This is a genomic window from Pedobacter gandavensis (assembly GCF_032677645.1).
Lineage (GTDB): Bacteria > Bacteroidota > Bacteroidia > Sphingobacteriales > Sphingobacteriaceae > Pedobacter > Pedobacter gandavensis_A.
On the sequence record NZ_JAVTSB010000007.1, the window covers coordinates 46,958 to 62,021 of the forward strand.

Here is a 15,064-nt window from a genome sequence, read left to right on the forward strand (position 1 = left end):
TCTAAAGAAATGAAAAAGAAATTATATATAATTGGACTGATTGTCCTGGCATCACTTGGGCAATCGTGTAAAAAAGATATGATTGAACTCAATACAAGACCTGATGCACTTCCGGATGTTGATCCGAGGTTCTTGTTCTCTACCGCAATAAACGATATCAATTATAATGAAAGGTTCAAGGTTCAGAATAGATTCACCATCATGACCTATATGCAATATATCGTGCAGGATGGAGCTAACGCGGATCTTTCAGGGAATTATTGGGCGCCAGCGGCTACAAAAGGAGGAAATCCGGGCTTGAGTCAATATTATAATGATTATTATCAAAAGGTCGGTGTAGGTCTAAACAGGATCATCGCTAAAATTGATGAAATGCCGGAAGCTCAAAGAGCCACTTACGCGAATTTAAAAGCAGTTAGTCAGATTATTGATGTTTACCAGGCCTGGAGGACATCCGATGTATTTGGGGCAATGCCTTATTCGCAGGCTTTTCAAGATCTCACGTATCCATTACCTGCGTATGATTATGATTATGACCTGTATAAAGTATTCGATACTAAATTGAAAACAGCAGCGAATACCATCAAAACCTTACCTGCAGGACAAACAGAATTAACCGCGAATGACTTCTTTTATAAAGGAGTGATGAACAATTGGCTGAAGTTTGCGAATACATTGCGTATTAAAATCGCGCAGCGTTATGAGAAAAGAGACCCTGCAAATCTGGATGCAATCCTGACAGATGTGGAGACTAATTTTGGTGGACAATTGATCTCTACTTATGAAGAATCTTTCGGAATCAATAATTCCAGAGACTGGAACAATAACGTGGATGATATCAATGCGATCAAAACGAGTTTTAATGCAGCCTATCCTTTTGTGGAGTTCCTGAAGTCGGCTAATGATCCCCGATTGGCGGTAATGGTTCGTCAGAATCAGCTGGGAGCTAACAATCCTGCCTATAGCACTTTGTTAACTACGGCTACTCCGGCTACGCTTGCCTTACTCGCTACTCCGGAGTATAAACAACGTTATTATGGGAAACATACGTTTCCTGCTTCACAGGATGCTTCTTATGGACCAACAGGAGCGGGACGCTTCCAGACATTTTCAACGACTGGTCCTGCGGCTAATCTAACCTATCAATCGCTGATTCAAGGTCGATATTTCGTGAAAAATGGTGGTTTTAAAGAAGGAATACCTGATCCGCTATTGAATACTAATGAAGAGGTGGTTGCCGGTGGTTCCCTGAAGTATAAATCTTTGTTCCTGAGCTATGCGGAAACTTGTTTCATGATGGCAGAAATTGCTGCTAAAAAAGGTGGTTCTGTTATGGGGAAAGGCGCGGCTGCTTGGTATAATGAAGGTGTTACGGCTTCTTTTGATCAATACAAAAAGGTTGGAACAGATATTAAAGTACCATTTGCAACAACGCTTGCCATGGGAGATTATTTGTCACGTTTCCCTTTTAATGGACTGGTAAGTATATACTCTCAATCCTGGGTGCATTTTCTGGCTCAACCGGAAGAAGCATGGGCGATGTGGAAAAGAACAGGATATCCTCAGGCTGTAGATTATAGAGCCGGACAACCAACCACGCCTGGAAATATAGGTGATGGCACCGGGGTAGCTTATCTGGAAAACTTATGGAACGGTAGTGCCAATCTGATCAGGCCAAGAAGAGGGGTATTACCCGGAGCTGACTTGAACAGAGCCAATATATTGAAAGCTGCTAATGATATGAAAGCTAAAGATGCAGCTTACGGAGTCGATATCAATGAAACCAAAGGTAGAATTTGGTGGGATAAACAATAATAAATTTAGGGGGTTTTTAGTTTTGTGTTGGGTGTCCGATTTTTTCGGGCACCCTTTTTTGTCTATTAAATTTTCTAACTTCGGCAGCGTTAATCCAAATGAATGTACGCGGTATTTAAAAGAGAGTTATTTAGTTTATTGAATTCATTGATGGCCTATATTACCATTGGTGTATTTCTACTGGCCTCCGGCTTGTTGTTGTGGTTTTTTCCGGATACTTCTATCCTGGAATATGGTTATGCAGAACTCAGCGGGTTTTTCGGACTTGCTCCTTTTTTATTCCTTTTTCTTATTCCCGCCATCACCATGCGTTCTTTTGCAGAAGAGCGGAGGGAAGGAACGTATATCTTACTGGCCACGCGTCCGCTAACCGACTGGCAGATCATTTTTGCCAAATACCTGGCCTGTTTAGTACTGGTGCTGTTTGCTTTGTTACCTACCCTGATTTATACGTATTCGATTTCCGAACTGGCCCTGCCAAAAGGAAATATCGATACCGGAGCCATTATTGGTTCCTATATCGGACTGTTGTTGTTAGGTGCAGCGTTTGTTTCGATCGGCATCTTCGCTTCTTCGCTGACTAAAAATCAGGTGGTTGCTTTTGCACTTTCCGTATTCCTATGTTTCTTCGCTTACAGCGGATTTGAGGCGATGAGTCAGATTTTTGCCTTTCGTTCATTTGAAAATATATTGCTCAATCTGAGTGTCAACGAACATTATCAATCTATGAGCAGGGGTGTTTTAGATACCCGTGATCTGGTGTATTTCCTGACGTTTATCCTGGCTTTCCTGGGCTTAACCAAACTAGTGATCGGAGGTAGAAAATGGTAATTAAACAACAGAAACTGATTCGCATTGCGCTTTTCATTGGCGCTTTGGTTTTACTCAATGTAGCGGCTCAGTATTTTTATACCCGCATAGATTTTACCAAAGAAAAACGGTACACGCTGACAGCAAAATCAAAAGAGATCTTAAAAAATATTAAGCAACCGATTACCATAACTGTGTTTCTGGAAGGCGATTTACCGGCTCCTTTTAAAAGGCTGAGAAATGCAACCAAAGACCTGCTGGCAGATTATAAAGCAGAATCTGGTCAGGAGATTAAAGTGATTTTCAAAGACCCGGTTTCCGGACTTTCTATAGCCGATCAGGATACGGTGATTAACCATTTATATGAGGCCGGGATTGAACCCACTACCATCAACATTAAAAACGACGCTGGTTTTGCACAGAAAATGGTCTTTCCGATGGCCATGCTGGAAAGCCCTGACCGACAATTGCCGGTTAAGTTGTTACAGAATTTAGGGGCTACCGGTAGTTATGAAGAAAATATCAACAATTCAATTCAGAACCTGGAATACCTGTTTACTTCTGCCATTCAGAAAGTGCTTTCTGCGGATCACCCGAGGATTGGTTTTACGGAAGGAAACGGAGAATTGCCGGATCTGATGTTAAATGATGCCATTACCAGTTTGTCGGATAGTTATGAAGTGGGCCGGGTAAACCTGAGTACCATTGATGCTGCGGGACTGGATAAATTGAAAACGCTGATCATTGCCAAACCTCAAAAGGAATTTACAGAGGCGGAGAAGTATAAAATCAATTATTTTGTGATGAAAGGCGGCAGGGTAGTCTGGGCGATTGACCAGGTGAGTGCCGATCTGGACAGCCTGAAAGGTTCCGGAGAACAGCTGGCCTTCAATAAAAAGCTAAACCTGGACGATATGTTGTTCATGTACGGTGCCAGAGTAAATTACAACCTGATTGCGGATGCCAATTGTGCGGAAATTCCACTGAGTATGGGTACAAACGGGCAGATAGAAATGGCGCCATGGGTCTATTATCCTTTGATGAAACCGGATACTTCGCATAACCTCGTTAAGAATATTGATGTGCTGAAAGGGGAATTCGTGAGTACTGTAGATACCATCGCCGTGAAAGGTTTAAAGAAGACGGTGATTTTGCATTCTTCTCCTTTTAACAAGATTTTCAATGCGCCTAAATTATTGTCGTTGCAAATGGTGGCCGAGCAACCAGACCCACGTGCATACGCGAGTGTGCCACAAGCTTTGGCGGTATTGATCGAGGGGAGTTTTCCTTCGGTGTTTTTGAACCGTTCGGTTCCTGCCGGAATTACCGGTAGCTACCCGCTTCCGGCACAGAGCAAGCCAACCAAAATGGTGGTCATCGGCGACGGCGATGTGTTCAAAAATCAAATCAGCAGCAAGGACGGTTCGGTCTTTCCCCTGGGCTTCGACAGATACACGCAAAAAAACTACGGAAATAAAGCTTTGCTCTTAAATATCGCAGATTACCTGTCAAATGACGATCATTTAATCGCTTTGAGAAATAAAGAGGTTAAAATCAGGCTGTTGGATAAGGCGAAATTACGTATAGAAAAACTACAATGGCAATTGATCAATATGGCTTTGCCCTTATTATTGTTAATATCGTTCGCGATTTTTCAACATTATTACCGCAAGCATAAGTATGCGAGGTAATTTTTATATTTTTGAGAACTGACAAGATCATACTATGAGATTTATTGTATCCACATCAACGTTATTAAAACATTTGCAAACAGTAAACGGTGCATCAAGCAGCAGTACTGTATTGCCGATATTGGAGAATTTCCTTTTTGAAATTAAAGATGGAAGTTTAACCATCTCTGCCACTGATTTACAAACCAGCATGACCACCTCTTTACCGGTTGAGTCTAAGGAGGGTGGAAAAGTAGCTGTGCCAGCAAAAATACTTTTAGACACTTTAAAAACATTACCGGATCAGCCGATCTCTTTCAATATTGACGACAACACTTTCTCTATTGAAATCAGCGCAGGTGACGGTAAATATAAACTAAGCGGAGAAAATGGGGATGATTTCCCGAAGATTCCGGTAGTAGAAAATGCTTCATCGGTAAACCTTCCTGCTTCAGTTTTAACAGAAGCAATTACCAAAACAATTTTTGCAGTAAGCAGCGATGAGTTGCGTCCGGCAATGACTGGTGTATATTGCCAGTTATCTGAACAACACATCACTTTTGTAGCTACTGATGCACATAAATTGGTAAGATATAGAAGAATGGACAGCAAAGGCGAAAAAGCTTCTTCGTTCATCCTTCCTAAAAAAGCATTGACTTTATTAAAAGCAGCACTTCCTTCTACTGATGTGAATGTTTCTGTGGATTATAATGCCACCAGTGCTTTCTTTAAATTTGAAAACATCAACCTGGTTTGTCGCCTGATTGATGAGCGTTACCCGGATTATGAAGCAGTAATTCCTGCAAATAACCCTAATAAACTGATCATCGACCGCGCATTGTTCTTAAACACTTTACGTAGGGTGGTGATTTTTGCCAACAAAACTACGCATCAGGTACGTTTAAAAATCAATGGTTCTGAGCTGAATATCTCTTCGGAGGATTTAGATTTCGCTAATGAAGCACATGAGCGTTTGAGCTGCCAGTATGAAGGTGAAGATTTAGAAATTGGCTTCAATGCCCGCTTCCTGATCGAAATGCTAAGTAACCTGAGCGGTGAAGAAGTGACTTTAGAACTTTCTACACCTAACCGTGCAGGATTACTAATTCCACACACGAATGACGAGAATGAAGATGTTTTAATGTTGGTGATGCCAGTAATGCTGAACAACTACAACTAGAATTATCTTAAAGTATAAGTAGAGGCCTGGTATTTTATCAGGCCTTCTTTTTGCCAAATCCCCGGAAGAACCACGGAATTTGTTCTGTCACAGCTAACTAATTATTGACTACTAAAATTGAAAACAGCAGGTTTATTAACATGTAATTCTTAATTTTGGGCTTAAACTATACGATTTGGAACTTTTATCACAACTAGTAGATTTTATATTGCATACCGATAAAGCTTTAGTACAGCTGGTAAGCGATTATAAAACATGGACTTACCTTATTCTATTCTTAATCATTTTCGCGGAGACCGGATTTGTAGTTACCCCCTTTTTACCGGGCGACTCGATGCTGTTTGCCGTTGGTGCATTGATCGCAAAAGGCGGAACCGGCCTTGATATCTGGATCATGTTCCTGTTACTAACCATTGCTGCCATTGCTGGAAACAGTTTAAACTATCGACTCGGTAGCTATTTTGGGATTAAAGTGTTTAAAGAAGGGAATAAAATCCTGAAACTGGAATACTACAACAAATCTCATGAGTTTTTTGAAAAACATGGTGGTAAAGCGATTATTTTCAGTCGTTTCCTTCCGATTTTCAGAACCATTGCCCCTTTCGTTGCAGGTGTAGCTAAGATGCCTTTCGGCAGATTTACCTATTACAATGTAGTGGGTGGTATTGGATGGATTTTCAGTTTATTGTTCGCAGGCTTCCTGCTTGGACAAATTCCAATCATCAGAGATAACTTCTCCATTGTGATCATTACCATTGCTGTAGTGACCTTCGGTCCGGTAATTTATGCTGCGATTAAAAGCAGAATCAAACCAAAAGATATTTTGAAGGGCTAATCTGGCTCTCTACCAAGGATACGCCCATTGGGCAACGGCGCTGCTTCAAGTTCTTTAACCAGACTGGAAGCAGCGTTTTTTTTGGGCATATTTTTTAAGTCCGGTTGTCCGGCATCGATCCAGGCGGAATACCAATAACTGCCGGTAGCATGGATGGCAGCCCGCATTTGCCGTTCCACCATCTGGTTCATTACTTCATGATAGGCCCTCGAATAACTTTCGGAATACTGCCTCAATAAGAGGTTTTTACGCTTGGAAAAGCTGTATTTCTTTCTCCCGGGGGTGTTTGAACTTACTTTTAATTCCATGGACAACACGCTGTCCAGTAAACGGTGACTCTGACTGACCATCTTCCAGGCTGTTTTCAAAGGGTCTTCAATGTAGATCGCTTTCCCGACGCGGAAATTATATTGTTCCGCAAAGAGTTCCGGTAAGCGACTTTCCCAGAAGGCATGGATGCCATGTTGGTTGCTCAGTTGGCCGTTATGGTTTTGCGTGGTATGGAGGGGCACATGGGCATCAGAAATATAATGCCCGAGGTAGGCCGAATAGATCAGTATTTTCAGGGAATCCCTGTCTACAAAGGCCCGAACGAGTTTGAAATAGGATTTCTGGATTTGCCAGGGTAGGGTGCCATTGGTCTGTAGTTTCTTCGCCCCGTATCTTTTCAGGGCCTCCTGCCATTTGCGAGGGATGCTGTCGATATGGTTTTCATAACATTCTACGTCGATGAAATGTCTGGGCGCTTCCGCGGTGTCTGCATAACGACGCTTGTCGGCATCTATCGCATGATCACTCAGGTAGTTGATATTTGCCTTGTAAAAAGTATTGAGGCCATTATGGAGCGTAAAAACAGCCAGATAGTTGATGCGCTGATGGGCATAAAATCCCCAGGAGGAACACAACAGCAAAACGCTTAAAAGCAAAACAGGGATAAATACACGATTCATCCCTGTCAAGTTCTGTATAATAACCTATTACCTGGTTATTTTTCGATGCTTTTTCCTTTCATGGCTGAGGAAACGGCCATGTCCATCACTCTTTCGGCGAATGGACGGGTGAACTCATTCAACTCATCCGCTTTTTTCAAAATGTTATCTTTTTCTGCGGTAGCCAATGCGGTTTTAAGCGCTTCGATATAAGTTTTGGTGTCTGTAATTTCTTCGGCGGTCAGGAAGTTACTGTGTTTGTCGATGAAGCGCTCAGCAGTGTAGACCAATTGTTCGCCTTCACTTCTTGCTTCGATCAACATACGTTGTTCTACATCACTTTTTGCATGGGTAATACTGTCGATCAGCATTTGCTCTACCGTATCATCGGTAAGGCCATAACTTGGGGTAATGTCGATTTCCTGTTTCACACCAGAACGTAGCTCAATTGCCTGTACAGTTAGGATACCATCGGCATTCAACATAAAGTTGATGTCTACTTTTGGCAATCCTGCCGGCATTGCCGGGATACCTTTCAGGTCAAATTCTGCCAATTTCCTGTTTTCTTTAACCAGGTCACGTTCTCCCTGGAATACAGAGATTTTCATGTTGACCTGTCCGTCGATAGAGGTGGTATATTGGCGGCCGGCTTTAGTCGGCACTTTTGCGTTTCTAGGGATGATCACATCCATTAATCCACCCATGGTTTCAATACCCAGCGACAATGGCGTTACGTCCAGTAAAAGAATGTCTGAGCGGTTTCCAGCAAGGATGTCTGCCTGAATTGCAGCACCCAATGCCACCACTTCGTCCGGATTAATCTGGTCGTGTGGCGTAGAACCGAAGAATTCAGCAACCTGTGCTTTTACATATGGGGTACGTGTAGAACCACCAACCAGTACTACTTCGTCGATTTCTTTTACCGTTAAGTTAGCATCTGTTAAAGCTTGTTTACAGGCGTTTAACGTTTCTGCAACTTTAGCTGAAATCAGTTGTTCAAAGGTTTGTTTGTCTAAAGTACACCAGATTTCTCCGATTTGCTCATTGAAAAGATTTTGAGTACTTAAGGCTTTTTTAGCTTCTTCTGCTTTTAGTCTTAAGGATTGCATTAAACCTTGATCTGCTGATAATGCAGCGGCATCCAGTTTATTTTTCTCTATCCAGTGGTGAACGATGGCACGGTCAAAATCATCACCTCCTAAGAAGGTATTTCCATTGGTGGCCAGTACTTCGAATATTCCGTTTTGAATAGACAGGATGGAAACGTCAAATGTTCCACCGCCAAGGTCGTAAACGGCAATTGTTTTTTGTTGCGTAGGGTCTAAACCGATTCCGTAGGCCAGACTGGCTGCGGTAGGTTCGTTTACAATTCTAAGGACATCAAGGCCTGCTAACCTGCCCGCATCACGGGTGGCCTGGCGCTGACTATCATTAAAATAAGCAGGAACGGTAATTACAGCACGGTTTACCGGTGTTTTTAACGCGTGTTCTGCTCTTGCTTTTAGTTCTTTCAGGATTTCTGCAGAAAGCTCTATAGGTGTGTAAAACTTATCACCAGCTTTAATCTTTACCAAAGAATCGTTTTCGTCATCTATGATTTTGTAAGAAAAAGTATCCTGGTGTGCAGCAACATCTTTATAGGATCTGCCTAATAATCTTTTTACTGAAAATATAGTGTTTGATGGATCGCTGATTAAAAATTCTTTGGCTTCATTTCCTACAACTGCATCGCCATTGGCATTAAAATGCACGATGGATGGTACCAATACGCCCTTCCCCGTGTCGTTGATGACCATAGGGTTTTTGTCAGGGTTGATAAAGGCTACCAGACTGTTGGTTGTACCAAGGTCAATGCCGACGATGATTTCTTCTTTCTGTAAGGAACCTGTTGCGAGGTTAATGGATATCTTTGCCATAGTGAGGCAAATTTAGGAATGTTTTGTTCTTTTTTTGTTTTAAGGTTGTAATGTTTTAACCTTCTGCGCAGGAATCAGGTCTTTTTTATGAATATTATACAACCATAACACAATATCCTGATAGCTATCCGTTCCTTTTTTCTGGTTATTCAGCTTTAAAAAGCTGTCCAGGGCCACATCCATATAACCATACATATCGCTGTTGTATTTTTTCCAGAATGCTCTTTCTATTTGAAAATCGTTCAAAGTAACCGGATTTATGGTCGCATAAAGGCGTTGGTAATCTTCCGGTGATTTGTATTTGATCTCAAAAAGAATACTTCTGAGCATATTGTAGGCCGCAGAATACTGGAAGTTTTTATCGCTGCTGTGGATAGCCACGAGGTAACCGATCAGGTTGGCTTCATCTTCTCTGGCGATGCCCAACTGGTGTGCAATCTCATGACAGGTTACAAAAGGTAAGGAGGTTGTGGGTAATCGGGTATTCACATTGGCTTCGCCGGAAACTGGATTGTAATAGCCTTCAATGCCGATTTTGGTCACAATCCAGCTGTTCAATACCGCTTTTACGGATGGCGCGGGGTACCTGAAAAAAGCATTGCTTTTCCCGAGCTCATCATAGGAGATCTTTGCCTTGCTTTCTAGCTGATCCAGGGTATATCTTTCCTTTTTAGCCGATTGTAAACCGTTGAGCTGTTTGATAAAATACTCGCCAAGGGAAACCAGTTCTTCGGTCGTATACTTTTCATTTGAAATACCCAGTTGTTTGCTGATAGTAGGGCGGGAGTAGTTTAAACCCCATAATATTTTAAAAACCAGGTATAAGATCAGGCCGAAATTAACCAGTTGCAAAGGGATTTTGATCCGGTCTGCTTTAGTGAGTTTCTTTTGACTAAGTTTCTTGAAAAAGAGAAAAACACTCCTGAGCATATATAGCACGAGCAGGAGGTAGAGGAAATCCCCGACAGGGAAAGGAAACAGGGAACTGATCCAGCGTTGAATCAGGGAACTGACCGGATACAGGCCATTGGAATAGTATTTTTCTATAAAATTACTGTTCAGTCCGGCAAGAAATACGATTCCCGACAGACTGAACAGCAGGACAAACTGTTTAATTCCCGGCTTGTCCATTAATCTCATTATTTATGTTTCTTTTGATCTGTTAAAACAATCTGATTACCTGTTAAATTCTAATCTTCTTCCTTTTTCATTGGTCATGAAACTACCTTTTTGATAAGCCAGGTTTCCGGAAACAAAGGTATGGGTAATCTCCGATTGGAAGGTTTGTCCTTCAAAAGGCGACCAGCCACATTTGTACCAAAGGTTTGCTCTGGTTACTTTAACCGGATCATTCAGGTTAACCAGTACTAAATCTGCCCAGTAACCTTCTCTAATGAAACCTCTTCTATCCACTTGAAAACAAGTAGCCACATTATGCGCTGTTTTTTCGGCAATCTGCTCTAAAGTGATTTTCTTTTGATGGTACATTTCCAGTAAAGCAGAAAGGGCATGTTGTACCAATGGGCCACCAGAAGGGGCTTGTAGGTAAGGTTGCTCTTTTTCGGCAATCGTATGCGGAGCATGGTCTGTCGCGATGATGTCGATATGGCCATCCAATACGCCTTTTAAGATCGCATCTTTGTCCTGCTCTGTTTTTACTGCCGGATTCCATTTGATCCAGTTGCCTTTAGTGGCATAATCTCTATCGTCGAACCAAAGGTGGTGTACACAGGCTTCGGCAGTGATTCTTTTATCTTTTAATGGGGTAATGTTATCAAATAACGCGACTTCTTTTGCTGTAGAAATATGCAGAATGTGTAAACGCGTCTGGTATTTTTTAGCAAGTTCTACCGCCATTGACGAAGAAATATAGCAAGCTTCTGCACTTCTGATGAGTGGGTGCATGTCTATGGTGATGTTATCGCCATATTCCGCTTTATAACGCGCCATGTTTTCTCTGATGGTCTTTTCATCTTCACAATGTGTAGCCACCAACATCGGTGCTTCTTTGAAAATGTTTTCTAAAACCGTCGCATTGTCTACCAACATATTTCCGGTAGAAGAGCCCATGAATACTTTAATCCCGCAAACGTTTTTAGGATCAGTTTTCAATACTTCATCCAGGTTGTCATTGGAAGCGCCCATGAAAAACGAGTAATTCGCTAAAGAAACATCGGAGGCGATTTTATATTTATCGGCCAGTAATTCCTGACTTAAAGTATTGGGAACGGTATTGGGCATTTCCATGAAGGAAGTAATCCCACCGGCAACGGCAGCCATACTTTCAGAAAATATATCCGCTTTATCGGTTAGTCCGGGTTCTCTAAAATGTACCTGATCATCGATCATTCCAGGGAAGAGGTGCAAGCCCTCTGCATTGATTTCTTTTGCGCCTTCCGCCTGGATATCTGGCGCAATTTTCACAATAAATCCCTCTTTAATCAGTACGTCAGCAACAAAGATTTGGCCTTCGTTTACCACTGAGGCCGCTTTTATCAGAATGGTGTTCATGCCTTCAAACTTAAATAAAAAAAACGTTATTTGCCCTTCCAGATGTTATCCGAAGGGGTCGCATCCATAAATATACCACCATCAACCTGAATTTTCGCAACTACCTGCTTTGCATTCAGGGGAATGACAGTGCTTTTCTGATTGGCTTTCCAAACGCCGGCAGTCTGGTGAAATACACTGCTGCTGCCATCTTTATAAGTCAGTTTGATATCAAATGGAACCGCAAAACCGCCGATATTATCCAGTTTAACCTGGTAAGCCAGCCCTTTATTAGATACTTGCTTTACCGCCAGGTCAATGTAATTGTTGCTGAAAAACCAGTTGTTCCAGTACCAGTTCAGGTTTTGTCCGGACACGTTGTTGAAGGTGTAGAAAAAGTCCCATGGAATGGGATGTTTGCCATTCCAGCGCTCCATATAGGCATGCAGGTACTTTTTAAAGTTGGCATCGCCCAGCATATCCTTTAAAGCCAGGTAGGCCAGCGCTGGTTTCACATAAGCATTATTGCCATAACCGGGACCGGAAACCTGGGTAGAAAGGCTGATAATCGGTTGATCTTCTTCGGTAGAAGGATCATTGATCCAGCGATCTACACGGAATTTTTTAAAGTTCGCATCTGCTTTCTCTTTTCCGAGTTGCGCGGTAGAGATCAGGTATTCGAAAGTCGTTGCCCAACCTTCATCCATGTGTGCATATCTGGTTTCATTGGTACCCATATAAAAAGGAAAATACGTATGTGCCACCTCATGATTCAGTACAAACTGCGAAAATTCCATATCAGGCGTACTCGAATCATTGATCATCATCGGGTATTCCATGTCCGCAAAACCTTGTACAGCGGTCATTTTTGAATAAGGATAGGCAACCCCCGGCCAGTTGTTGGAAAACCAGGATAGTGATTGTTTGGTCCAGTCCACCGCTTTTGGGAAATCCGGGGCTTTGGCATCATAAGCAGCCTGGGCACTGGCTCTTCTGCCGGTTTTAGCATCAACCAGGACACTGCCACCATCCCATAAATAATGGTTGCTCAGGGCGAAAGTCACATCTGTAATGTGATCTGCGGTAAATACCCAACTGTTCCAGTCGTTTTGTAAGGTTACCAGGCCTTTCGCCATTTCTTCTGCATTGGCAATGGAGCTTATCGCATCACTGGTATAAGATTTTTTCAGTCTTTCCGCAAAAACAGGTTGTAAGACTTCCTGAGGGTTTTGTAGATCTCCGGTAGCCCATACGACGAAGTTTTTCGGAGCTTTTACCGTCAGCTTGTAATCATTGAAATCGTTGTAAAATTCGGTTCTGTCGGTATGTGGAATATAGTCCCAGCCATTGTAATCGTCATAAACGGAAACTCTGGGGAAGGCATAGGCGACGAAAAATGTGCTGCTGTCTAACTGACCTTCTCTGCCACTTTCTTTTGATAATGGATAAGACCAGCTGATGTTGAGTTCAGCCGTTTGTCCCGGATTTAGGGGTGTTTTTAGTTTAATCCCTTCTACGGTTTCCCAATTGTCCGATTTGACGTTATATTTCTGCCCGTCGATTTGAAAAGAACTGATGCTTAGGCCTTCGCTTAAAAAGTCTTTGCTTACCGCATTGGCACGTGGAGAAGTAGGTTTATGGAGGTTGTTGACAAACCTGATGGCGATTTGACCCAGGGTATCCGGACTATGGTTGGTGTATTTTATGATTTCTGAACCAGTTACGATTTTACTAGCTGGGTCTACGCTAATGGTCATGTCGTATTTCCCTTTATTTTGCCAGTAATGCTTGCCTGGTTTACCATCTTTGGAGCGGCTTCCTTTTTCATAAGCCATTTTAATATTTCTTGGCAGGTATAAATCCTGGGCATAAACCGCGGTAGCTCCGTTAAGTAATACGGTGGTTCCGGTAAGCAATAGGGTAAAGGCTTTAGGGAAAATTGCCTTTAACCATCTGTATTGTTGTTTTTGCATTTGGTTGATTCGTTATACTTATAAAAGTACAGTTTTTATGATTTTTTAAAACAATCGCTATCATAAATAATACGTTGAGCGCTTGATCCTATAAATAATAGTATCTTTGCAAAATGCCCAAAACATTTGAAGAGTTTAACCTTAATCGACAGATTTTAAATGCTGTAGCTGATGCAGGGTTTACTGTTGCCACCCCAATACAAGAAAAATCAATAGCACCTGTACTATCAGGACAGGATATATTCGGCATTGCCGAGACAGGAACCGGAAAAACAGCGGCTTATGTTTTACCGATCCTGATGCAATTAAAATATGCTCAGGGCGATGCGCCAAGAGCTTTGGTCCTTGCACCAACCAGAGAGTTGGCGATGCAGATCACTGAACATGTCAAAATTTTCTCTAAATATACAGACTTACGTACCGTTGTCGTTTTCGGCGGTATCGGTCCAAAAACACAAATCGAACAGATTAAAGCGGGTGTAGACATTATTGTGGCTACTCCGGGAAGATTTTTAGACATCTATTTAGCCGGACACATCAATACGCAATACCTGAAGTTTTTGGTGTTGGATGAAGCGGATAAAATGATGGATATGGGCTTTATCGGCTCTATTCACCGTATTTTAGAAGTGGTGCCACGTCGTCGTCAGAACTTATTATTCTCCGCTACCATGAGTGATCTGGTACAGAAAATTGCGGGTGACTTCCTGAAACACCCAACTATTATTGAGGTAGGCATGCAAGCTACACCTGCGCAAACGGTTACGCAAAAACTGTATGAGGTTCCCAATTTCAAAACCAAGATCAATTTATTGCAGCACTTGCTGAAAAATGATGAGGAGTTCAAAAGACTGATCATTTTCTGTAAAACAAAAACTGTTGCCGACAATATTTTCAGCTTTATCGAGCGTAGATTCGGTGCAGATGCGGTAAGGGTAATCCATGCCAATAAAGGTCAGAATACACGTATCAACTCGATTAACAGCTTTAAAGAAGGAAATATCAGGGTATTGGTGGCTACAGATGTGGCTTCCCGTGGTATTGATGTTTCTGAAGTGAGTCATGTAATCAACTTCGATGTACCGATCATTATTGAAGATTATGTACACCGTATCGGACGTACTGGTAGAGCTTATGCCAAGGGAGATGCCTTGACTTTCGCTACGCCTGCGGAAAAATATTACATTGAGAAAATAGAGAAGTTGATCAGACAACAGATTCCTGTGTTACCTTTGCCAGCGGAAATTTTCGTGGAAGAGACGCCATATGAAGAACGTCAGGCAATTGCCAGATCAATTGATGACCAGAAGCGTAAGGATGATCCTGAGTTTAAAGGTGCTTTCCATGAGAAGAAACATGCAGCAGCGATTGCAGCTTCGGAAAGAGAGAAAATGAAAAATAAAGCTCCTGCCTGGAAGTCGAAGAAATTCAAAAACAAAAAGTAAA

At 42.1% G+C, this 15,064-nt stretch carries 11 protein-coding genes; 6 read left to right on the forward strand and 5 right to left on the reverse strand.

All coding sequences use genetic code 11. The annotated features are described in order from the left end of the window. Positions 1-9 precede the first annotated feature (9 nt). The 5 genes from R2Q66_RS12605 (at position 10) to R2Q66_RS12625 (ending at position 6,310) form a co-directional block, all read left to right on the forward strand. A complete protein-coding gene (locus R2Q66_RS12605; RefSeq protein WP_316749460.1) occupies positions 10-1,815 on the forward strand; it encodes a SusD/RagB family nutrient-binding outer membrane lipoprotein in 1,806 nt (601 codons plus the stop codon). Positions 1,816-1,917: 102 nt separating this feature from the next. Continuing rightward, the gene (gldF, locus tag R2Q66_RS12610) at positions 1,918-2,646 is read left to right on the forward strand and encodes a gliding motility-associated ABC transporter permease subunit GldF (RefSeq protein ID WP_316749464.1); all 729 of its coding nucleotides are present in this window, start codon (positions 1,918-1,920) and stop codon (positions 2,644-2,646) included. Next, complete coding sequence (gene gldG / locus R2Q66_RS12615; RefSeq protein ID WP_316749466.1) at positions 2,640-4,316, forward strand: gliding motility-associated ABC transporter substrate-binding protein GldG; 1,677 nt, start codon at positions 2,640-2,642, stop codon at positions 4,314-4,316. The genes gldF and gldG overlap by 7 nt, the downstream gene beginning before the upstream one ends. Positions 4,317-4,350: 34 nt before the next feature. Beyond that, positions 4,351-5,475 carry a DNA polymerase III subunit beta gene (dnaN, locus tag R2Q66_RS12620; protein WP_182961418.1) on the forward strand — a complete coding sequence of 375 codons (1,125 nt, stop codon included), beginning with the start codon at positions 4,351-4,353 and terminating at the stop codon, positions 5,473-5,475. Positions 5,476-5,650: 175 nt separating this feature from the next. Next, a complete protein-coding gene (locus tag R2Q66_RS12625; RefSeq protein ID WP_265841267.1) occupies positions 5,651-6,310 on the forward strand; it encodes a VTT domain-containing protein in 660 nt (219 codons plus the stop codon). Here R2Q66_RS12625 and R2Q66_RS12630 read toward each other — a convergent pair. Genes R2Q66_RS12630 through R2Q66_RS12650 form a run of 5 tightly spaced genes read right to left on the reverse strand, consistent with a single transcriptional unit; the run spans position 6,307 to position 13,618 of the window. After that, complete coding sequence (locus R2Q66_RS12630; protein WP_316749469.1) at positions 6,307-7,260, reverse strand: zinc dependent phospholipase C family protein; 954 nt, start codon at positions 7,258-7,260, stop codon at positions 6,307-6,309. The genes R2Q66_RS12625 and R2Q66_RS12630 overlap by 4 nt on opposite strands. A 35-nt stretch (positions 7,261-7,295) precedes the next feature. After that, complete coding sequence (hscA, locus tag R2Q66_RS12635; RefSeq protein WP_316749471.1) at positions 7,296-9,155, reverse strand: Fe-S protein assembly chaperone HscA; 1,860 nt, start codon at positions 9,153-9,155, stop codon at positions 7,296-7,298. A gap of 39 nt (positions 9,156-9,194) precedes the next feature. Continuing rightward, complete coding sequence (locus tag R2Q66_RS12640) at positions 9,195-10,286, reverse strand: DUF3810 domain-containing protein (protein ID WP_316749473.1); 1,092 nt, start codon at positions 10,284-10,286, stop codon at positions 9,195-9,197. Between the two features lie 45 nt (positions 10,287-10,331). Next, positions 10,332-11,666: a dihydroorotase gene (locus tag R2Q66_RS12645; RefSeq protein WP_316749475.1), complete on the reverse strand. Its 1,335-nt coding sequence runs from the start codon at positions 11,664-11,666 to the stop codon at positions 10,332-10,334. A gap of 26 nt (positions 11,667-11,692) precedes the next feature. Beyond that, entirely contained in the window at positions 11,693-13,618 is a 1,926-nt protein-coding gene (locus R2Q66_RS12650) for a M1 family metallopeptidase (protein ID WP_316749477.1), read from the reverse strand. 113 nt (positions 13,619-13,731) lie between these two features. On the opposite strand from R2Q66_RS12650, the gene R2Q66_RS12655 reads away from it, so the two are divergent. After that, positions 13,732-15,063 carry a DEAD/DEAH box helicase gene (locus R2Q66_RS12655; RefSeq protein ID WP_316749479.1) on the forward strand — a complete coding sequence of 444 codons (1,332 nt, stop codon included), beginning with the start codon at positions 13,732-13,734 and terminating at the stop codon, positions 15,061-15,063. Position 15,064: the final 1 nt, after the last annotated feature.